Here is an 18,647-nt window from a genome sequence, read left to right as displayed (position 1 = left end):
GCGGGTTTAAAAGGCGGTACCTGTTGAACACACAAAAATCATGCCTCGCAGTTCCCGTCTTTTTTCCGGGGAAACAGCGGGAATCAATACCTCATAAGTAGCTGGATGTGTGCAGGTTATTCTCCACTTTTCCCTCTTTGAGAAGCGCCCCGAGCAGGTCGTCGAGCAGCACCCGCGCAAAGCCTGTGGAGTAATCCGACATGGCATACGGAATGATCACTTTTCCGGCATGCAGCAACGCTCCGCAGGTGTAGACCACATTCGGCACATACCCCTCCCGCTCTTCCTCGAGCGGGGTAATCAGCGGATAGGGCAATCGGGCGAGTACCCGGGACGGATCCTCGAGGTCCAGCAAAAAAGCGCCGATGCAGTATTTCCGCATCGCTCCGACGCCGTGGCTCAGTACCAGCCACCCTTCCGGCGTTTCGATCGGCGACCCGCAATTACCCAACTGAACGAACTCCCAGGGATATTCCGGCGCCATGAGCAGGTTGCTGCTGTGCCAGAAATACAGGTCGTCGGAATCCATGAGGTAAATATTCTCGCCGTCCTGCCGTCCGAGCATGCGGTACTTCCCGGCTACTTTCCGGGGAAAAAGCGCCATGCCTTTGTTCCGGACGACGTCGCCCGTAAGCGTGCGTACCCGAAAACGAAGAAAATCCTCTGTTTCAAGCAGTTGCGGAAAAATAACCCGGCCATTATAGGCGGTATAGGTAGCGTAATAGGTGACCGCTCCGGCGGCGTCAGTAAAGGCGACGAAGCGCGCGTCTTCCATTCCGTTCATCTCATTGGGAGAATAGGGAAACAGAATGCGCTCGCTCAGGGCGCGATCGGTCTTATAGCTAATCTCGTAATTGGCTTTCAGAAGCCCCAGGATACTGTCGGCCGCTACTTTGTGCGAAGCATACCCTTCATGCGCCCGGATGATGGCGGCCGCTTCAGTATACCCGATCTGCTCCGGCAGGGCTGCCGAAAGACTTCCGGCAAAACCATCGTCCATACCCAGCTCATGTACTTTCCGGAGAAAAACCGCTTTGCTCAACAACCCTTCCGCATATTGGTCGGGCGGCGTGACGTACCGGGAGTAAGAATCAAGCCAGATCTGTGCTTCGCCATCTACAAAACCTGAACGAAATTCGACGGAAGAGATATGCCCTTCCCCCGTTGCCCGGAGACTGATCACAAACCGGCGGCAGCCTTCCGGCATACCGCTCTGGTCGGGATGCCAGACGATCGACGGGTTGAACAGGGCGGCCGCTTCGAGTGCATATTCATGGGTAAAATACGCGCCGGCCAGCAGCTGACGCTCGCGGGAGAGTCCTACCGGGTCGACATCCGCCGCTCCGAGTATCTCTAGCGCCCTCCGCTCGAGATACTCTTCGACAGCCTGATGCCGGTATTTGAATTCCTGAAAAACAGTACCAAGTTCACGCCGGACTTCCTCTTCATTCAATTGAAACAGCCGGTCGAGAATACGGGCGGTACGCTCCGGACCCAGGTGAAAGGGCCGGAAGAGTACCCGTCGCGGGTCAGGATGAATGGTCAGGGGATAACGCTCTGTCTGTACCATTGGCAACAATGTGGGAAATCGGTTTTACGGAAGAAAAAAAAGGCACCGCGCGAATCTCTGAGCGGGCCATCAGGTAGGAAAGACAGGACTCTGCTCCCTGATTGAGGTTGACCGAACCCGGTTGCAGCCCATCATAGCATCCACCCGACACTTCATCATATACGCAGAGGCCGGTGTCGTTCCGCCCCAGGTACCATTGAAAGGCCGTTACCGCCGCCTCCCGCCACAAATCCTGTCCGGAATAGGCAAAAGCAGCCAGGTATGCACCGACCGAAGCGGCGGCCTCCAGCGGTTGCTGATCGAACAATGCCGGCGCCTGTCCGGGAACGAAAACCCCGTCGGAACCCACCGGCCGGAAATGTCCCTCCGGCGCCGTCTGAATATCCCGCAGCCATTCAAGCGTATGCAGGCCCAGTTCCTGGTGATCAGGCTGGTCGCTGCACAAAAGTGCCTGCGGCAACCGGGCGTTGTCATAGCTTAAAACCGGCTCAAACCAATGCCAGTGCGGGCGCGCCGCCTGCCGGAAAAGTCCGCAAAGGCGATTGCCCAGCTCCGTGCGCGTCTTCCGGATTTCGACCTCACCCGGATACCGGTGGAGATACTCGGTGATGCCAAGCATGGTAAAGGCCCAGGCGCGGGGCGAGTGCATGGCCAGCACGACCGGTAGCCCGCGGTGAAACAGGTCCCGCGCCCAGTTGCGCAGATCAGACCGGCGGGTACGGGCCAGGAGCCCGCCTACCGCCCAGAGCGCCCGCCCGTGACTGTCGTCTGAGCCGGTGGTTTCGAGCCATTCCCGGCCATATGACATGAAATTCCGGAAGCGACCCGTTTGCGGTAAAAAGGCGTGATTGAGGAAAGATGCGTAGCTGTCGATCATCCAGGGAATCCGGGCGTCGACGATTTCTCCGTCGGCATCCAGCCACGACAGCAGCAACAGCGCCCGGGCAGTATCGTCGGTGCAATAACCCTCCTCCCGGTGCGGAAGCGTGTAGCGGGCATGCTGAAGTATGCCGGTGGAATCGGTAAGGCGGAAAAGATGGTCGAGCTTCAAGGGCGGCAGGGCGTCCGGAATAGACGCCACATCCCGGGGGACGGCGTTTGAAAATAGCCGCCGGTATTGGTCTACCGTCTCGCTCCATACCATAGGTCTGGAATAGGCATAGGCCTTTTCACGCAGTTCCTGACGGTAGGCGGGGTCGTCAAATAAGTGGATCAACGCCGCCGATACCGCTGTTTCGGAGCGGAAGGGCACGAGTACGCCCCGGCCGTCGGCAAGGAGTTCTTCTGCATGCCAGTAAGGTGTTGAGACGACGGCTTTTCCGCAACCAACCGAGTATGCAAGCGTTCCTGAAGTGATTTGTGCCTGATTCAGGTACGGCGTAAGATAGACATCCGCCATTTGCAGGTAGTCGATCAGCCGTTCCTGACTGACAAACTGGTTTTCAAACCGGACATGGTTGCCGACACCCAGCTCCGTTGCCAGCCGGATGAGTTCCTCCCGGTAGGCCTCGCCCTGTTCGCGAACGAGGTTCGGGTGCGTTGCCCCCAGTACCACATACATCAGCTCGGGGTGTTTCTCCACAACAGCGGGAAGCGCCGCAATCGCCGTTTCGATACCTTTATTGGGTGAAATCAGGCCAAAGGTGAGTACGACTTTCCGGCCGTCCAGTCCGAACGCCGGCTTCACTGTCTCGGGATTCAAAAAAGCTACATCCGGGATACCGTGTGGAATGACGGCTATTTTCCCGGTTTCAATCCCGTATACTTCTTCGAGGAAAAAACGCCCCTTTTCGGACATCACTACCACACGGGCCGACAGCGCTGCGAGCTCCCGCATCACCTGTTCCTGCGTGGCGGACGGATGTTCGAGAACGGTATGGAACGTCGTCACGACGGGTACCGTCAACCGGCCGACCAGGTCCAGCAGACAGCGTCCCGACTCACCTCCATAGATGCCATACTCGTGCTGGATGGAAACTACCTCGGCGCCCGATTCATTGAGGTATCGGGCCGCCTGTGCATATTCCCGGCGGTTTTCCTGCGAAAAAGTATAGCGGACTTCCGCCGGATAATCATAGGCGCCAGGGTGGTCTTCTACGGCTACCACAAAGGATTCCGACTCCGGAAACCGTTGCTGGAAATGCGTCCGGAGGTGCGTCGTAAACGTAGCGATGCCGCATTGCCGGGGCATGTAATTACCGAGAAAAGCCACCCTGGCCACCGGAGCGGATGGGGAAAGGGACTGGTTCATATCCGTTGGGTTGATCGTTTCCCTTTACCCCAAAAAATCGATACCAACCCGGCTCAGTGCGTGTTGGTCAGGGGGTTTTCGCCGTAGGTACCGGTCGACGGATGCGGCTTCGAAATACCCTGTTCCTGCGTGGTAAGTTGCTCAATTTCATCGAGTTCGTCGGTACCGGGTACTATCCGGGACAGGTCTTCTTCGGTTTCTTCGTCTTCCGGAAGTACTTCTTCCGGGAGAAGCTCGTCCGTTTCTTCTTCCGGGGTGAGGTCTTCCCAATCTTCGTCGGTTATGGCCATGTTGTTTCGGGTAAAGCGTGGATGGATATTTCTCCCTTATTTGTCTGCAGCGTCAGCTCCTGCCGGCCGTTTTGCTGGCTCTGCCCGAAGCCGTACACCTGGTAGGCGCGGGTATCGTAGGCCTTTTTGTTATTGAGGATAAGCAGGTGGCGGGATGGATAGAAGACATACTCCGTATCGTTCTGCCGGCCGCGCCAGCCTTCGCCGGACTCTTCCGGCAGCGACGATTCCGGAACCGACGCCCGGGACGACAGCGTGTCCAGCAGGGTAGACAGCCGGCCTTTGAGTGCGTGATTATTCCAATCAGAGATCATCAGCATACCCCGCTGCCATTGGCCGGGGCCGCCGAGTTCGGGAATGTTGAATTGCACCTGGCCTCCGCCGGTACGCCGGAGACCTTCCCAAAGCAGTTGTACGGTTTCTGGATGAAAGCCGCTTTCTCCGGCCAGTCGCCGGAGCCAATCTTCCGTTTCGTTACTCATGCTGGCGTTTGATTACGTACGCCGGCATCCGTCAAAAAACAGGGCCAGCATGCCGCCAACCGCAGCAGGAAAGCAGTCCATCGTATACATTATTTGACGGTCTGCTCGTTTTGCCTTTGATTTGCACCCGAAATAAGATCATGTACCGGCCGATGCTTCGACGACTTACCCCCCTTTTGTTCCTTATACTCAGTAGCTTATCCGCAACCGTTGCTTCGGCACAGGTACTGCACCTCAAATCGCATTTCGGTTTGAAAGGCGGACTGACATCCGGCTATACCATTCGCACGCCGAAAGAAGACTATATCACCAAGTTTAATTCCGGGTTGCATATCGGCGCGTTTTACCGTCACCGGATCAACAAATTTGTGATTCAGCCTGAGGTAGTTCTTACCCAGCGGGGCGGGGCGGTTAAGACCCGTACTTCCCTCGTCCGCAATTCATTCTACTATGCGACGGCAACGCCGGTAGTCGGCTACATCCTCACCGAAGGCCTTACCCTCGAAGCCGGACCGGAATTTGCCTATGCCCTGAATGGACCTTCCGGCAATCCGAAAGGTCCGGACAACAACATCGATTATGGCTACACCGCCGGTATCCGGTATGATTTCATGGACATGCTGGACAAAGTCAGTCTCGGCATCCGGTATAGCCGCGGCTTCAACAACGTCATTACCTCCGACCCCGGCGCCAAGTATTACAACCAGGCGATCCAGGTGTCGGTGATTTATAATTTTTACCGGGAGAAGTAGTCTCAGAACGTCAGCGTAGCTCCCTGAACGCCGAAAGTCAACTCGACTTTCGGCTTTTTCGTTTTCGGACGAACGAGGTGCTGTTTGACAATGGTTTTGGAGATGAAATGGCCCATCGCCGCCCCTACGAGCAGGTCGGAAAACCAGTGGGCGTTGGCATTGAGCCGCGACAGACACGTGAGCGTCGCCAGGGAATAGGAAATAATCGGCACCGCCTTCACGTCCTTGAACTCCTCGGCGATGACGGTCGCAAGCGCAAAGGCCGTCTGAGCATGACCCGAGGGGAAGGAGTGAAACGGCGGGTACTGAGGACCGGCCCATTCGTGCGCCGTGGCGCCGTCCCACGGACGTCTGCGCCCTGCGCCGAGCTTGATTACCTGCCCGATGACGCCGTTGATCAGCTGGCTTTCGAGAATGAGCAAGCCTACGCGCGTCGTTTTCTCGTTATGAAACAACTGTCCATGCAGGAAAACCACCCCGGACGTAATCCAGAGGTAGCGCCCGTTTCCGAGCGGATCGACGATCTCTGAAACCGTGTTGGTAAACGGCGACTTATGTTCCTGCGAAAACCGCTGGATACGCTGATCGGCAAAGGCGTATGACAGCGCCGCGACGCCGAGTACAACCCCTGCTTTTGTCCAGTCTTTTGCCTTCCAGTGAAACGGACGGGTGACGACCGTCTTCGTATCGTACCAATAGCTTTTGACATAGGGCCAGTCCGGTTTGACGGGATGGTACAGCCGCGCTGAGTCGGCCGAAATACGCGCCGTATCCGGAATGGCTTTTCCCGCGGCAGCTGTATCCGGCGATACAGTTGCTACAGCTGTATGGAGCGAGTCAGCCTCCTGCGCCGCAACGGGCAAGGCCTTCAGAATCAGAAAAAAGAGTAATAAAACGGGGGAAATGGCCATCCGGGATTTTCCTGACCGGGTTAGCGCCGACTGTATTTGCATTCCTAAAATTAGTCAGAAGGCGGGATTAGTCGCCGAAAAGCAATACTTTTGCTATGTGCATCGTTTGCCGAAGGTAATCGTACCGACACCGCATGACAAAAAAGTTTATCATATTGATTTCCGGGCTTTTCCTGGGAGGTGCCCTCTCCGGTCAGGAGGTTTGGGCGCAGGGAGAATCGAAATCCATCAAGTTTTCAGGGGTTGTTGTGGGCGGCAAGCAGGCCGAAATTCTGCCGGGTGCGCATATTTTCATTGCGAATGCCGGCCGCGGGACAGCCACCAGTAACAACGGCTATTTCAGCATGCCCGTTCTTCCGGGAGACAGCCTCGTCTTCTCCTATACAGGTTACAAACGGCAGTACTTTGTAATTCCCAGGGATTTCCGCGAAGCATCCCTTTCTGCGAAAATTGAATTGCGGGAAGATGCTGTTACCCTGCGCGAGGTCAAGATTTATCCGTTCCGGAATTTCGACGAGTTCAAGAAGGAGTTTCTCTCGATGACCCTTCCGGATGCCCGCGAACGTGAGGCCCTGGCCCGCAATACCGATCCCGATTACATCCGGAAAATGGCTATCCAACAGGGTGACGGTATCAATACCGGCTTCCGCATGTCGCAGGATCAGATTCAGAACTACAACACGAACAAGGGCTTCGCCAATACCATCCCGTTTTTCAATCCCTTCGCCTGGGCCAGCTTCATCAAGTCGGTCAAGGATGGCAAGCTGAAAGACAATTCCTGGAAGGAGCTCTACAAGGATACGCCGACGCTCAATACCAACCGCGATTCGTATATCCGGCAGCAGCGCGGCAACTAACCTCTACCTCAAAAGACCTTTTAAACCGGCCCTGAGCCGGTTTTTTTATACCCATTCCCCGCCAAAAAGACAGTAGCTGCGCAAGAAAATCCACACTATTCTGTCATTTTGTCTGACCAGTAAACCTGGTTTGGGTTTTTGGATCAATCCCGTGTAAATGCCAAAAGCCATGAAACCTAACATCTCAATTCCGAAAGAAATCCTCGCCAACATCGATCTTGCGAATACGCTGAACGGGGGCCGGACCGAATCGACGGTATCAGTCAACCGGGGTGAGGCAGGGTACGAAGTATTCGTGAAAATGCCCGGTGTAGAACCGGATGAACTACAGGTAGATATCGAAGACGGGCAACTGTGGTTGTATACCCTGTACCCCGTCCTGCGGGAGGACGCCGCCGAAGAAGAAAGCTTCCTTCCGTTTACGGTAGGTAATCTGGAGATTCCGGTGGACGTCGACGTGGAACACATTTCCGCCCGGTACCGGGACGGACGCTGGCGGGTATTTCTGCCTTTCCACACCGACGGCGGCTATCACCGGCACGTCGATCTGGACGATTAAGGTCCCGGGCGTTTCTTTCGGCGGGATGCATCCATACAGGCAGCGGGCGGCTTCACGGAGCCGCCCGTTTTTTGTATCCGCTTTCGTTCCTCTGACGAGTTATGTATTTTTGCAGAAATTGTCGGAAGGGCGCTCCTCCCAACCGGGTCCTGTACCCGCCCTTCCTTCCCTCAAACATCACTGAAACATTTCGTATGGGAAGAGCTTTTGAATTCCGAAAAGCCCGCAAATTCAAACGTTGGGGCCAGATGGCCAAAACCTTCACCCGCATCGGGAAGGATATTACGCTCGCGACGAAAGCCGGCGGCTCGGATCCCAACTCCAACTCCCGCCTCCGCGCGCTGATCCAGAACGCGAAAGCGGCCAATATGCCGAAAGAGAACGTCGACCGGGCCATCAAGCGGGCCTCCGCGAAGGATCAGGAAGACTATAAAGAAGTGGTGTACGAAGGCTACGGCCCGCACGGCATCGCGGTTCTGATCGAATGCACGACCGACAACACCAACCGCTCCGTTGCCAACATCCGCAGCTATTTCAACAAGCTCGGCGGTAGCCTCGGAACTTCGGGTATGCTCGATTTTATCTTCGAACGGAAGTCTGTTTTTAAAATCGCGGCCAAAGACGGCCTCGACCTGGAAGAGCTCGAACTCGAACTGATCGATTTCGGCGTGGAAGAAATTTTCCTCGACCCGGAATCCAACCAGATCAACATCTACGGCGATTTCACCTCATTCGGCGCCATTCAGAAATACCTGGAAGACAACGGTTTCGAAATCCAGGGCGCCGACTTCGAGCGGATTCCGAACGATACCAAGGAACTTCCCGAAGACCAGGCCGCCGAAGTCGACAAGCTCATCGAACGGATCGAGGAAGACGACGACGTACAGAACGTCTACCATAATATGCGATAGAAAAAAGCTGCCTTTCGGCAGCTTTTTTTGCATGGGGCAGAGGGCATGGCGCGGGATACCCGAAACGGCCCTCTGCCCCATGCCCTCTGCTACTGCTTCACATCCGGCTCGAAATCGAGAACGATGGAATTCATGCAGTAACGCTTGTGCGTCGGAGCGGGACCGTCGTCGAACAGGTGGCCGAGGTGCGCACCGCAGCGTCCGCAAAGTACCTCCTCTCGCTCCATGTTGTGAGAGTGATCTGCCTGGTAAATCACGCTGTTTTTATACGCCGTTTCAAAGAAGCTCGGCCAGCCACAGGTACTGGCAAACTTCGCGTCCGACCGGAACAGCTTATTGCCGCAGGCTGCACAGTAATACGTGCCTTTCCCCATGAAATTCCAGTATTTACCCCGAAAAGCCCATTCCGTCGCTTTTTCACGCGCGACGGCATAGACTTCCGGCGGCAGAATTTTCTTCCATTCGGCGTCAGACACGTTGAGCTTGCCGGTATCGGTTCGGGAATAATAGGGATTCTTCACTGGTTTTTGCTGGGTTTGCGTTTGGCAACCTGCTGTCAGGCAGGCCGATAGGAACAGAGCGAAACTGAGGAGAGTGGTTTTCATCGTGTGGATCTGTTTACCCTGATACCAACGGTTTTTGGGTGTGCCATGTTCGCACAGGTATCAAATTTAACTGGCATTTCATTTTTTGGGGCTATAAGCTTTAGGCTGTAAGCTATAGGCGATGAGCCTCCTTCACGTGCTTAATGCTTACACCTATAGCTAAAATACTTATAGCCGCCGGCTTACAGCCTATTGCCTAAAGCTTATAGCCCTTAAAAAAACCTCTTCCTATGTCAGTTGGTATCATATTAGTCGGGCTGGGTGATTTCGCGCATGAGCAGCTCGGGCGGGCGCTTGAAGAAAGCGAACATTGCCGCCTGGTCGGCGTCGTGAGCGACAACCCGGACGCCCGGAGCACCTGGAAACAGAAATATCACCTCGATATCTGCCTGGATTACAGCGAATTTTCAAAGTTGTCGGAATACCCCGAAGTCGACGTCGTCCATATCGTGACGCCGAACGCCACACACCTGGAATGGGTGGAACAGGCCGCCCGCGCCGGCAAGCATGTGCTGGTGGAGAAACCGATGGCCCCGACAGTCGACGAGTGCCTCCGTATGATCGCCGCCTGTGAAGAAGTCGGCGTTCGCCTCTTCGTCTCCTATCGTCTTCACCTCGAACCGCATCACCAACAGGCGCGTGATTTCCTTCGCCAAGGCCCGCCGGTCTCGTTTCTCGAAACCGGCTACGCCCGCTGCCTTCAGTCAGACGAAACGTCCCGCCTTCATCCCACCGGCGGCGGTCCGCTGCTGGACATCGGTATCTATGCCATTCAGGCGGCCCGGTACCTGACCGGCGAGGAGCCCCTTTCCGTTACGGCTCAAAGCGTCAAAACAGATCCTGCCCGGTTTCCGGAAATAGCAGAAACCATCCTCTGGCAGCTGCGCTTTCCTTCGGGAGCGGTGGCGTCGTCGTTCACGGGCTACTCGTTTGAGCGGCAAATCTGCCGGGTTACTGCCGCCGGGCAATGGATAGAAGTACACGAGCCTTTTGGTTATGAAGGCTTTTCGCTGTCGGCCAGTACGCCTGTCCCCTCTTTCGCGGCAGAAAATCCGATTCGGCTGCTGTACGACGAAATCGCCGTCAGTCTCCGGGAAAATACGCCGGTTTCTTTTTCCGGAGCCGAAGGTTTGCAGGATATTCGTATCATTGAAGCCATTCAGCGGGCGTTATCCAGCGGACAAGCCGAAGCGATCGTAACGCTTCCATCTATACTCCATGTCGAAAAAAATCAAGCGGGGTAACCTCGGGGCTTCTCCCGGTACCCTTCAATACGTGGGGCCGGCTATTGAAAGCCGGACCCGCATCACTAAAATTGAATTCAACGCTGACTTCCAGCGGCAATCGGCGGTCCGGCATTCGGGCGATTGCCTTGCCGCTGTGCAGCCGGGTGTCAATACCTGGCTGAATGTCGACGGGCTTCACCAGCCTGAACTGATCGGCGCCATCGGTAAAGAATACGGATTACACCCGCTGTTGCTGGAAGATATCCTGAATACCCTCCAAAAACCCAAATTTGATTTTTTCGGGGATAATGTCCTGTTTCTCGTCCTCAAATGGCTCGAATACAACCCGTACACACGGGAAGTGGAGCCGGAGCACGTCGCGCTGGTTCTCGGTCCGACCTGGCTGCTGTCGTTTCAGGAAGAACGGGACCGCGATATTTTCGAAGTTATCCGGAAGCGGATCGAGGCCGGCGCAGGAAAAACCCGCCAAAACGGCACCGATTACCTCCTGTACGCCATTACCGACCTTGTGGTCGATCAGTATTTCCGGGTATTGGATGCCATTGGCGAGAACCTGGAAGAACTGGAAGAAGCCCTTTTCCGCGATGCCCAGCAAAAGCATGTGAGTCAGATTTATACCGTCAAGCGGGAACTGACGATTATGCGGAAGACCGTCGCCCCGCTGCGGGAAATCCTCCTGGCAATGGCCCGGGAAGCGCCCCGGTCGGCGAGTACCCTTATCTCCCCTACTACTGAAATTTACCTGCGTGATTTGTACGACCACGTCAATCAGGTCAACGAAACGGTCGAAATCTACCGAGAGCAGATGACCGGGTTACTGGAGCTATACAATTCGACGATGAGCAACCGCCTCAACAATGTCATGAAGGTATTGACGATCATATCGGTGATCTTCATGCCGCTGACGTTTGTCGCCGGTATCTATGGCATGAATTTTGAATTTATGCCGGAGCTGCACTGGACCTACGGATACCCCTTCGCGATCGGGCTGATGGCCTGTATGGTGATCGGAATGCTGCTTTGGTTCCGGTGGAAAAAATGGCTCTGAAGTCCCTACCTTTGCTGCCGCCAGCCGGACGATAATATCCGGCTTTTCCGGGGCTGCTTTCCCCAAGTACCATGAAAATTTCTGCGCGTTACCTGCTTACCGACAGCCGTCAGCTCTCTGCGCCGGCTGAATCCGCCTTCTTTGCCATTCATGGCCCGCATCACGACGGCCACCAATACATCGCCGAGCTATACCGGAAGGGTGTCCGGGAGTTTGTCCTGGAAGATGCCGCGTTTCCGGTCGGCGATTTCCCGGATGCGGTTTTTCACCGCGTGCCCAATGCCATACATGCCTTGCAGGAGGTCGCGGCGGCGCATCGCCGGGAGTTTTCCCTTCCCGTAATCGGCATTACCGGCTCCAACGGGAAGACGATCGTCAAGGAATGGCTGGCGCAACTGCTGGCTCCCGACTTCGTCATTTGCAAAAGCCCGAAGAGCTATAACTCCCAGATCGGCGTACCGCTTTCGGTCTGGCAACTGCAACCGGCGGATACCCTGGGTATCTTCGAAGCCGGTATTTCCCAACCGGGCGAAATGGCCCGGCTGGAGGCAGTCATCCGGCCTACCATTGGCATTTTCACCAATATCGGGTCGGCGCACGACGAAGCCTTTGCCGATTCCCGGCAGAAGATCCGGGAAAAGCTGGCACTCTTCACGCAGGTCGATACTTTTATCTATTGTTCTGATTTTGAAGAAATTACGAAAGAATTAGGCGATTTTCTGAAACCTGACTGCCAAATCGTCGGCTGGTCGAAAAAACAGCCCTGGCATTCGTTTACCACACAGACGAATATCAGCGACGCCTGGTGGGAAAACCTGAATCACTGCATCGCGGTACTGCGTCATTTCGGAGTGCCGGACGAAGAAATCCAGCGCCGGATCTACGCCCTGCGGCCGGTATCCATGCGGCTGGAGCTGAAGGAAGGCATCAACGGCTGCTACCTGATCGACGACAGCTATAACAACGACCTCGTCGGATTGCGGATGGCGCTGGATTTTCAGGCCAACCAGCAGGAGCGTCCGCACAAAGTCGTCATCCTCTCCGACGTACTGCAAACGGGTATGGAGGAAGCGGAACTATACCGGCAGATCGCCCGGTTGCTGAAAGACAAAGGCGTCAACCAGCTCATTGGTATCGGCGATGCCCTGCGGCGCAACCAGATGGCGTTTGCGATTCCGGCGAAGTTCTTTGCAACGACAGAGGAATTTCTCGACCGCTACCGGACGACGGATTTTTCCGACAGCGTTGTCCTCATCAAAGGCGCGCGGCCCTTTCATTTTGAAGATATCGTCCGGAAACTATCTCTCCGGACACACGGAACAGTACTCGAAGTCAACCTCGATGCCCTGTCCCATAACCTCAACTACTTCCGGGAAAAAATAGGCCGGCAGACCAAAGTAGTCGTCATGGTCAAGGCCTTTGCCTATGGCTCCGGCATTGAAGAAGTAGCCAACCTGCTGCAGTTTCACCGGGTCGACTACCTGGCGGTTGCCTATCCTGACGAAGGAGTACGTCTCCGCAAAGCCGGTATCCGTCTGCCGATTATCGTTCTGAACGTATCTCCGGATAGTTTCCAGCAGGTATATGATTATCAGCTGGAACCGGAGATTTACAGCCCCCGCATCTGGAACGAGCTGGTTTCGTTTCTGGCGCGGCAGGACGAGTCTGTCGTCTTCCCGGTTCACCTTAAGGTAGATACCGGCATGCACCGTCTCGGGTTTGAAGATCAACACCTGGAATGGCTCGGCGGGCAGTTGCAGGCGCATCCGGAAGTCCGGGTGGCGAGTATCTTCAGCCACCTCGCCGCGGCTGACGAGGAGCAGCACGATGCTTTTACCCGCGAGCAGATCGCGCGGTATACCCGTATGTCAGATACGATTATCAGCTACCTGCCTTACCGGCCGATCCGGCACCTGGCCAACTCACCGGGTTTGGCACGTTTTCCGGAAGCCCGGTTTGACATGGTACGCCTCGGAAAGGGGCTCTATGGTACGGCGGTACTGCCGGAAGATCAGGAGAATCTGAAGACAGTCGGTACCCTCAAAACCGTCATTTCCCAGATCAAGCAGGTACCTGCTACGGAAACCGTCGGTTATGGCCGCAAGGGCGTACTGACCCGGGATTCCGTCATCGCTACTATCGCCATCGGGTATGCCGACGGGTACGACCGCAAGCTGAGCCGGGGCACAGGAAAGGTCCTCATCAACGGGCAGCTATGCCCGGTAGTCGGCAATATCTGCATGGATATGTCGATGGTCGACGTCACGGATATTACCTGTGCCGAAGGCGATGAAGTAATCGTTTTCGGTGATTTCCCCTCTATCCGGGACCTGGCGGCCTGGATTGGCACGATTCCCTATGAAATCCTGACGAGCGTAGGCGAGCGGGTCCGCCGCGTGTTCTACCGGGAAGGAAACTGAAGTATTTTAGCAGAAACGGACGGTGAGCGGGGCAATCATTTCCCTGTACACCGTCCATTTTTTTGTACTATCCGGGGTTTCGATTCCACAAATCCAAACAGTCAAAAATTTCGTAGGCGCGAGGTGGAACAGTATTTTTTCATGGAAAGGGCGTTTCATTTAACCATTTTTTTCCACAAAAAGCTCGTCCAACCATGAACATGACCTCTCGTATGGTGCAGACTCTCCGTCTGCTGACCCTGTCACTCCTTGTCGGAACGTTCGTTGTGAGTTGTAACAAGGATGATGACAACGACACACCGTCCAGTGATGTCGTCCAGGTGGCCACCGCAGACGCTGAACTCTCCACGTTCGTAAAGGCGGTACAGAAAGCGGAACTAACTTCCACGCTGAATGGAGCAGGCCCTTTCACCGTTTTCGCCCCTACGAACGCGGCCTTCACCGCTTCGGGGATCAATGTGGACTCCGTTTCGAAAGACGACCTGAAAGAAATTCTGCTTACGCATGTGCTGAATTCCAAGAAGCTGGCGGCGGATCTGGACAGCGGCACGGTTTCAACGGCCAACAACAAAACCCTGGCTGTTTCAGTTAGCGGCGGTTCTGTCTTCATCAACGGAACCGTCAAGGTCACCACTGCCGATGTGCAGGCTTCGAACGGCGTCATTCACAAGATTGACCGCGTCATTACGCTTCCGACCAAGTCGATTACGGCGCTTCTCGCAGCCAACACCGACTACAGCACCCTGACGGAACTGTTGGATGAAACGGGCCTGAAAGACACGCTGTCGACCGGCACGTTTACGCTTCTCGCTCCGTCCAACACGGCTTTCGAAGCGTATTACGCAACCATTAATCCGGATACGCTGACGGCCGCACAGAAACGTTCCATACTGCTCCAGCACACGGTTCCGGGCGTATTCTACACGTCTTCGTTCAAGGCCGGATCGCTGAATTCTGCCTGGAGCGGGCACCCACTGACGGTCGGCGTAGACGGCACGAACATTTCCTTTAAAACCGCTACAGATTCGACAGGCGCGAAGATTGTTTCGGCTTCGTCGAACTGGGCTGCCACGAACGGCGTCGTTCATGGCGTGGACAAGGTATTGAAGTAACCGCCATCCACCTAACGAAAACGGGGGTGTCTCACCAGTTGAGACACCCCCGTTTGTTTCTTTCCGGCTCTATTGTTTCGGCTTTCTTGCCTTCACGGCCTCGTTGGTTTTCTTCTGATCGTCTACGGTTTTAATCGCCGTTTCCAGGTCGGTTTTCAGCTGAACGCTGTCTGCCTGAAGGGTACCCAGTTCCTTTTCATTTTCCTGGAGTTTTTTGAGCAGCCGTACTTTCTCGTTCCGGTTGTCGCTCAGGTTGCGGACGTTCCGTTCGGATTTCCGGACCAAGTCCTTGTGTTTGTCCGAAGCATCTTTCAGCGTTTTGTCGGAATCGGCTACCTGCGACTGGTAATCAATTTCCTCGTGAAAATCGCGGAGAATCTTTTCCAGCTCGCGGCCGTACACGTTCGTGCTGGACGCAAATTCATAGTTTCCCATGTCGACAGACACGAACAAATCGGTGTTATTCCGTTTCGTGGAAAGCTGGGAAACCAGCAGGACGTTCTTGTCGTAGAACGGCAGGCGGGCATACTCGACTTTGTAAACGCCGCTGCGCTCAGAGACGACGCGGCCGTACTCGGCCAGTTTCTTTTTCCAGGCCGCTTCGACAATCTTGCTATCGACCGTCGTGGAAGTGGTGTATCCTACTCGTTTTACTTTGGCGATTTCCTGTTCAACGGGTTTGATGGATACCTGTGCCGTAGCTGACAGTGCAGCCAGGGACAGCAAAAGTGTTGTGATACGTTTCATGACTTTTTAGGGTTGATCGTACAACCAGCGCTCAAAGGTAAAAATCCTGCGGGTACTTCGTGCCGGGTTTTCGTTCTACGGCAGCGGGAGCGGTATTTTCCGGCATATTACCACTATTTTCGATTGGTCCGGATCGGTCGTGGCAAAGAGGTAATCTTCTCCTCCTTCTTCCAGTTTGAGCTTTTTACGAAGATCGGCCACGCTCATCGGGAAATTCCGGACGGTCAGGTTAGCCTTGCCGCCCGGCAGGTACCCGGCGATGTCTTTCCGGTCAGCGCGCGCAACCCCGCGGACCGAAAACGAACGCCCGGGAAAATCCGGCAACCATTCATCCGAAGTATAGAGATGACTGCTCGGCGCCAGCTTGCACAGGGCCGGCGAGAATGCACCCAGGCTCCTGAACGCCCCGGCCTTTAATACTGCCGCATTCGGCTCGTAAAGAAAATTCAACGGGGCAGAAAAACCGATAACCGACTCACTTTCAGCTTCTTTCTGAAACGAGAAACGTTGCTCACCGGAGCGGAGCAGGTTGACGGTTTCGATGGCAATGCCGTCGCCGGGCGACGCTTCGCCCGGCGTCAGGTGAAAGAGGAGCTCCCGCACTTCGTCGTCCACTGCTACCACATACACGTTCCGGACATATTCCAGCTGCCTTACTGCCTGGTCGATATCCAGCATGGGAGACGCCTTGATCATGAGGTTGTTCGTCCGCGCGAGGAGGGTATCCCGCAGTGTGACGACATCCGGTTCACAGTCTTCCAGCCGGACGACCTTCCGGTTGCCGTCGTCCCGTCGGGCCGGATCGAGGTAAAGCCAGTCGAACCGGCCCGGCGTTTTTTCGAGCCAGGACAACCCGTCTTCCGGAATACAACTAAACTTTTCAGGATCAGGTGCTAACAGGCGAAGATTCCAGGCTGTCAGTTCCGCTATCTCCGGAAACCGCTCGCAATACACGGATGATTCAAAGCGCTGGTGGCAGGCCAGGAAATCAACGCCCATTCCGCCAGTGAGGTCGGCAAAGCGCTGACCGCCCATCTTCTGTGCTTTCCAGGCTGCTGCCCGTTCGGACGACGCCTGCTCGACCGGCACGACGCCCGGAAAAATCACGTCGGGGTTGGCTACCCATGACGGCAGCTTTCCCGCCGCCTTCCGCCGGCACTGTACCTGCACGGCGATCTCGCGCACGGGCAGTCCGGGCCAGCGGTCGGCCGACAACAGCAGTTTCTGCCAGTCGTCGCCGGCATGTTTTTTCACAAAATCGCGCACCTCGGGTAGGGCAAACGTCTCAATCAGTGACATAGCAGATGGGGCAGGGTGCAAAGATTCACCCGCTACCGCCCGATTTTACAAGGAAATCCCATTATTTTGGGAAAATGCTCTAAACCCGTTCAAACACATGCAGCAGACTTCAGTATCTGCCGGACCGGTCGTCCAGAAGCGCAAGCTCTGGGAGGTGATCTTCGCCTCTTCAGCCGGTACGGTTATCGAGTGGTACGACTTCTACATTTTCGGAAGCCTGGCCGCGATTATTTCCACCAAATTTTTTCCCTCTGAAAACCCGGCCGCCGCATTCCTGAGTACGCTCGCCACGCACGGCGCAGGTTTTGTCGCCCGGCCTTTCGGCGCTATTGTCTTCGGTCGCCTCGGAGACATGATCGGGCGGAAGTACACCTTTCTCGTCACCCTCGTCCTGATGGGGGGTAGTACCTTTGCCATTGCATTCATTCCGCAATATGCCTCTATTGGCATGCTGGCGCCGATTTTGCTGTTGGTACTCCGTATTCTCCAGGGACTGGCCCTGGGCGGTGAGTACGGCGGCGCGGCGACCTATGTAGCCGAACACTCTCCCCAACACGAACGCGGAAAGTACACGAGCTTTATTCAGACGACGGCTTCCATCGGTTTCTTCGTCTCCATTCTGGTGATCCTGGGCTGCCAGTTTGCGCTGGGTAAGGACGCGTTTACGGACTGGGGCTGGCGGCTGCCGTTTGCGCTTTCCGGGTTTCTGGTGGTTCTCTCCTACTTCATCCGCCGGAATATGGACGAGTCTCCGGCGTTTGCCAAGCTGAAAAAGGAAGGCGCGATCTCCAAAAGCCCGCTCCGGGACAGCTTCAAGAGTCGTGAAAACGTCAAACTGATGCTGATCGCCATGTTTGGCGCGATCATCGGGCAGGGCGCTATCTGGCATACGAGCCAGTTTTATTCGCAGATTTTCATCACGAAAATGCTGAACGTGGAATACGGCTCGGCACAGACCATTATGGCCGTCGCCGTCACCTGCGCGACGCCCTTCTTTGTCTTCTTCGGGATATTGTCTGACCGCATCGGCCGGAAGAAAGTCATGATGGCAGGCGTACTGCTGGCCAGTCTCTTTCTTTATCCGATCTACAAGGGCATGGACAAGGTCGTCAACGAAGGCACGATCGTCAGTACCCGGTTGACCGAAAAAGGAGAAATAACCCAGTTTGCGGACGGGAAGGTCATCACAAAATCCGTCAAAAAACTGGCTGACGATCAGCTCGAAGTAAAAACAGAAGTCACCCTGCCTACTACTGCGAAGCTGCTCCTCGGCCTGCTGGTATTCATTCAGGTACTGTTCGCGACGATGGCATACGGTCCGATCGCGGCGTTTCTGGTCGAACTGTTTCCGACCAAAATCCGGTACACCTCGCTGTCGATTCCATACAACGTGGCCAATGGTATTTTCGGCGGATGCTCGCCGTTTATCGCGACGTGGCTGGGCGCTATGACCGGCTCGAAGTTCGCAGGGCTATACTATCCGATCTTCCTGACGGCACTCACCTTCATCGTTGGGATGCTCTGCGTGAAGGAAACGGCCGGAAAGCCATTGGAAGACTAATCCCATACTTCTGTGTATTCTGTGC

General features: G+C 55.4%; 17 protein-coding genes. 9 read left to right on the top strand and 8 right to left on the bottom strand.

The genetic code is table 11. The features are described from left to right. Nucleotides 1-91 precede the first annotated feature (91 nt). Genes BLR09_RS16710 through BLR09_RS16695 form a run of 4 tightly spaced genes read right to left on the bottom strand, consistent with a single transcriptional unit; the run spans nt 92 to nt 4,593 of the window. Complete coding sequence (locus BLR09_RS16710; protein ID WP_093204731.1) at nt 92-1,570, bottom strand: glycoside hydrolase family 130 protein; 1,479 nt, start codon at nt 1,568-1,570, stop codon at nt 92-94. Next, nucleotides 1,530-3,821 carry a glycosyltransferase family 4 protein gene (locus BLR09_RS16705; protein ID WP_093204729.1) on the bottom strand — a complete coding sequence of 764 codons (2,292 nt, stop codon included), beginning with the start codon at nt 3,819-3,821 and terminating at the stop codon, nt 1,530-1,532. Before BLR09_RS16705 ends, BLR09_RS16710 begins: the two co-directional genes overlap by 41 nt. Nucleotides 3,822-3,874: 53 nt before the next feature. After that, on the bottom strand, nt 3,875-4,111 hold the full coding sequence (locus tag BLR09_RS16700) for a hypothetical protein (protein WP_093204725.1): 237 nt from the start codon (nt 4,109-4,111) through the stop codon (nt 3,875-3,877). Next, on the bottom strand, nt 4,102-4,593 hold the full coding sequence (locus BLR09_RS16695; protein ID WP_093204722.1) for a hypothetical protein: 492 nt from the start codon (nt 4,591-4,593) through the stop codon (nt 4,102-4,104). Before BLR09_RS16695 ends, BLR09_RS16700 begins: the two co-directional genes overlap by 10 nt. A gap of 176 nt (nt 4,594-4,769) precedes the next feature. On the opposite strand from BLR09_RS16695, the gene BLR09_RS16690 reads away from it, so the two are divergent. Continuing rightward, entirely contained in the window at nt 4,770-5,345 is a 576-nt protein-coding gene (locus BLR09_RS16690) for an outer membrane beta-barrel protein (RefSeq protein ID WP_176785581.1), read from the top strand. Between the two features lie 2 nt (nt 5,346-5,347). On the opposite strand, the gene BLR09_RS16685 is transcribed toward BLR09_RS16690, so the two are convergent. Beyond that, nucleotides 5,348-6,256, bottom strand: coding sequence for a phosphatase PAP2 family protein (locus tag BLR09_RS16685; protein ID WP_176785580.1), 909 nt, complete (start codon nt 6,254-6,256; stop codon nt 5,348-5,350). A gap of 134 nt (nt 6,257-6,390) precedes the next feature. On the opposite strand from BLR09_RS16685, the gene BLR09_RS16680 reads away from it, so the two are divergent. The 3 genes from BLR09_RS16680 (at nt 6,391) to BLR09_RS16670 (ending at nt 8,583) form a co-directional block, all read left to right on the top strand. After that, a complete protein-coding gene (locus tag BLR09_RS16680) occupies nt 6,391-7,113 on the top strand; it encodes a carboxypeptidase-like regulatory domain-containing protein (RefSeq protein ID WP_093204713.1) in 723 nt (240 codons plus the stop codon). Nucleotides 7,114-7,282: 169 nt separating this feature from the next. Continuing rightward, nucleotides 7,283-7,672, top strand: a complete 390-nt coding sequence (locus BLR09_RS16675; RefSeq protein WP_176785579.1) for an Hsp20/alpha crystallin family protein — start codon at nt 7,283-7,285, stop codon at nt 7,670-7,672. A 194-nt stretch (nt 7,673-7,866) separates the two neighbouring features. Beyond that, nucleotides 7,867-8,583, top strand: coding sequence for a YebC/PmpR family DNA-binding transcriptional regulator (locus BLR09_RS16670; RefSeq protein ID WP_093204707.1), 717 nt, complete (start codon nt 7,867-7,869; stop codon nt 8,581-8,583). An 89-nt stretch (nt 8,584-8,672) separates the two neighbouring features. Here BLR09_RS16670 and msrB read toward each other — a convergent pair whose 3' ends face one another. Next, nucleotides 8,673-9,188 carry a peptide-methionine (R)-S-oxide reductase MsrB gene (gene msrB, locus BLR09_RS16665; RefSeq protein WP_093204705.1) on the bottom strand — a complete coding sequence of 172 codons (516 nt, stop codon included), beginning with the start codon at nt 9,186-9,188 and terminating at the stop codon, nt 8,673-8,675. A 230-nt stretch (nt 9,189-9,418) separates the two neighbouring features. Here msrB and BLR09_RS16660 point away from each other — a divergent pair, with 230 nt between their 5' ends. From BLR09_RS16660 to BLR09_RS16645, 4 genes are all read left to right on the top strand, one after another. After that, a complete protein-coding gene (locus BLR09_RS16660; protein WP_093204702.1) occupies nt 9,419-10,432 on the top strand; it encodes a Gfo/Idh/MocA family protein in 1,014 nt (337 codons plus the stop codon). Then, nucleotides 10,407-11,483 carry a magnesium/cobalt transporter CorA gene (gene corA, locus BLR09_RS16655; RefSeq protein ID WP_093204700.1) on the top strand — a complete coding sequence of 359 codons (1,077 nt, stop codon included), beginning with the start codon at nt 10,407-10,409 and terminating at the stop codon, nt 11,481-11,483. Before BLR09_RS16660 ends, corA begins: the two co-directional genes overlap by 26 nt. A 71-nt stretch (nt 11,484-11,554) precedes the next feature. Continuing rightward, a complete protein-coding gene (locus tag BLR09_RS16650) occupies nt 11,555-13,903 on the top strand; it encodes a bifunctional UDP-N-acetylmuramoyl-tripeptide:D-alanyl-D-alanine ligase/alanine racemase (protein ID WP_093204697.1) in 2,349 nt (782 codons plus the stop codon). 194 nt (nt 13,904-14,097) lie between these two features. Next, nucleotides 14,098-15,015 carry a fasciclin domain-containing protein gene (locus BLR09_RS16645; protein ID WP_093204694.1) on the top strand — a complete coding sequence of 306 codons (918 nt, stop codon included), beginning with the start codon at nt 14,098-14,100 and terminating at the stop codon, nt 15,013-15,015. A 69-nt stretch (nt 15,016-15,084) separates the two neighbouring features. Here the strand turns inward: BLR09_RS16645 and BLR09_RS16640 are convergent, their stop codons facing one another. Further along, nucleotides 15,085-15,762, bottom strand: a complete 678-nt coding sequence (locus BLR09_RS16640) for a hypothetical protein (protein ID WP_093204692.1) — start codon at nt 15,760-15,762, stop codon at nt 15,085-15,087. A gap of 75 nt (nt 15,763-15,837) precedes the next feature. Then, nucleotides 15,838-17,061: a THUMP-like domain-containing protein gene (locus tag BLR09_RS16635; RefSeq protein WP_093204690.1), complete on the bottom strand. Its 1,224-nt coding sequence runs from the start codon at nt 17,059-17,061 to the stop codon at nt 15,838-15,840. Nucleotides 17,062-17,158: 97 nt separating this feature from the next. Here BLR09_RS16635 and BLR09_RS16630 point away from each other — a divergent pair, with 97 nt between their 5' ends. Beyond that, nucleotides 17,159-18,622 (top strand): MFS transporter, encoded by a 1,464-nt coding sequence (locus BLR09_RS16630; protein ID WP_093204687.1) that lies wholly within the window; start codon nt 17,159-17,161, stop codon nt 18,620-18,622. Nucleotides 18,623-18,647 lie beyond the last annotated feature (25 nt).

This window comes from Siphonobacter aquaeclarae, assembly GCF_900103285.1.
In the GTDB taxonomy this organism is placed as follows: domain Bacteria; phylum Bacteroidota; class Bacteroidia; order Cytophagales; family Spirosomataceae; genus Siphonobacter; species Siphonobacter aquaeclarae.
Note: the sequence above shows the minus strand (reverse complement) of the source record. Positions and strands in the feature narration are given on the sequence as shown.

Excerpts from the sequence above, each read along its gene's own strand:
- BLR09_RS16710 (WP_093204731.1), bottom strand. The coding sequence starts at position 1,570 with ATGGTACAGACAGAGCGTTATCCCCTGACCATTCATCCTGACCCGCGA.
- BLR09_RS16705 (WP_093204729.1), bottom strand. The coding sequence starts at position 3,821 with ATGAACCAGTCCCTTTCCCCATCCGCTCCGGTGGCCAGGGTGGCTTTT.
- BLR09_RS16700 (WP_093204725.1), bottom strand. The coding sequence starts at position 4,111 with ATGGCCATAACCGACGAAGATTGGGAAGACCTCACCCCGGAAGAAGAA.
- BLR09_RS16695 (WP_093204722.1), bottom strand. The coding sequence starts at position 4,593 with ATGAGTAACGAAACGGAAGATTGGCTCCGGCGACTGGCCGGAGAAAGC.
- BLR09_RS16685 (WP_176785580.1), bottom strand. The coding sequence starts at position 6,256 with ATGGCCATTTCCCCCGTTTTATTACTCTTTTTTCTGATTCTGAAGGCC.
- BLR09_RS16680 (WP_093204713.1), top strand. The coding sequence starts at position 6,391 with ATGACAAAAAAGTTTATCATATTGATTTCCGGGCTTTTCCTGGGAGGT.
- BLR09_RS16675 (WP_176785579.1), top strand. The coding sequence starts at position 7,283 with ATGAAACCTAACATCTCAATTCCGAAAGAAATCCTCGCCAACATCGAT.
- BLR09_RS16670 (WP_093204707.1), top strand. The coding sequence starts at position 7,867 with ATGGGAAGAGCTTTTGAATTCCGAAAAGCCCGCAAATTCAAACGTTGG.
- msrB (WP_093204705.1), bottom strand. The coding sequence starts at position 9,188 with ATGAAAACCACTCTCCTCAGTTTCGCTCTGTTCCTATCGGCCTGCCTG.
- BLR09_RS16660 (WP_093204702.1), top strand. The coding sequence starts at position 9,419 with ATGTCAGTTGGTATCATATTAGTCGGGCTGGGTGATTTCGCGCATGAG.
- corA (WP_093204700.1), top strand. The coding sequence starts at position 10,407 with ATGTCGAAAAAAATCAAGCGGGGTAACCTCGGGGCTTCTCCCGGTACC.
- BLR09_RS16650 (WP_093204697.1), top strand. The coding sequence starts at position 11,555 with ATGAAAATTTCTGCGCGTTACCTGCTTACCGACAGCCGTCAGCTCTCT.
- BLR09_RS16645 (WP_093204694.1), top strand. The coding sequence starts at position 14,098 with ATGAACATGACCTCTCGTATGGTGCAGACTCTCCGTCTGCTGACCCTG.
- BLR09_RS16640 (WP_093204692.1), bottom strand. The coding sequence starts at position 15,762 with ATGAAACGTATCACAACACTTTTGCTGTCCCTGGCTGCACTGTCAGCT.
- BLR09_RS16635 (WP_093204690.1), bottom strand. The coding sequence starts at position 17,061 with ATGTCACTGATTGAGACGTTTGCCCTACCCGAGGTGCGCGATTTTGTG.
- BLR09_RS16630 (WP_093204687.1), top strand. The coding sequence starts at position 17,159 with ATGCAGCAGACTTCAGTATCTGCCGGACCGGTCGTCCAGAAGCGCAAG.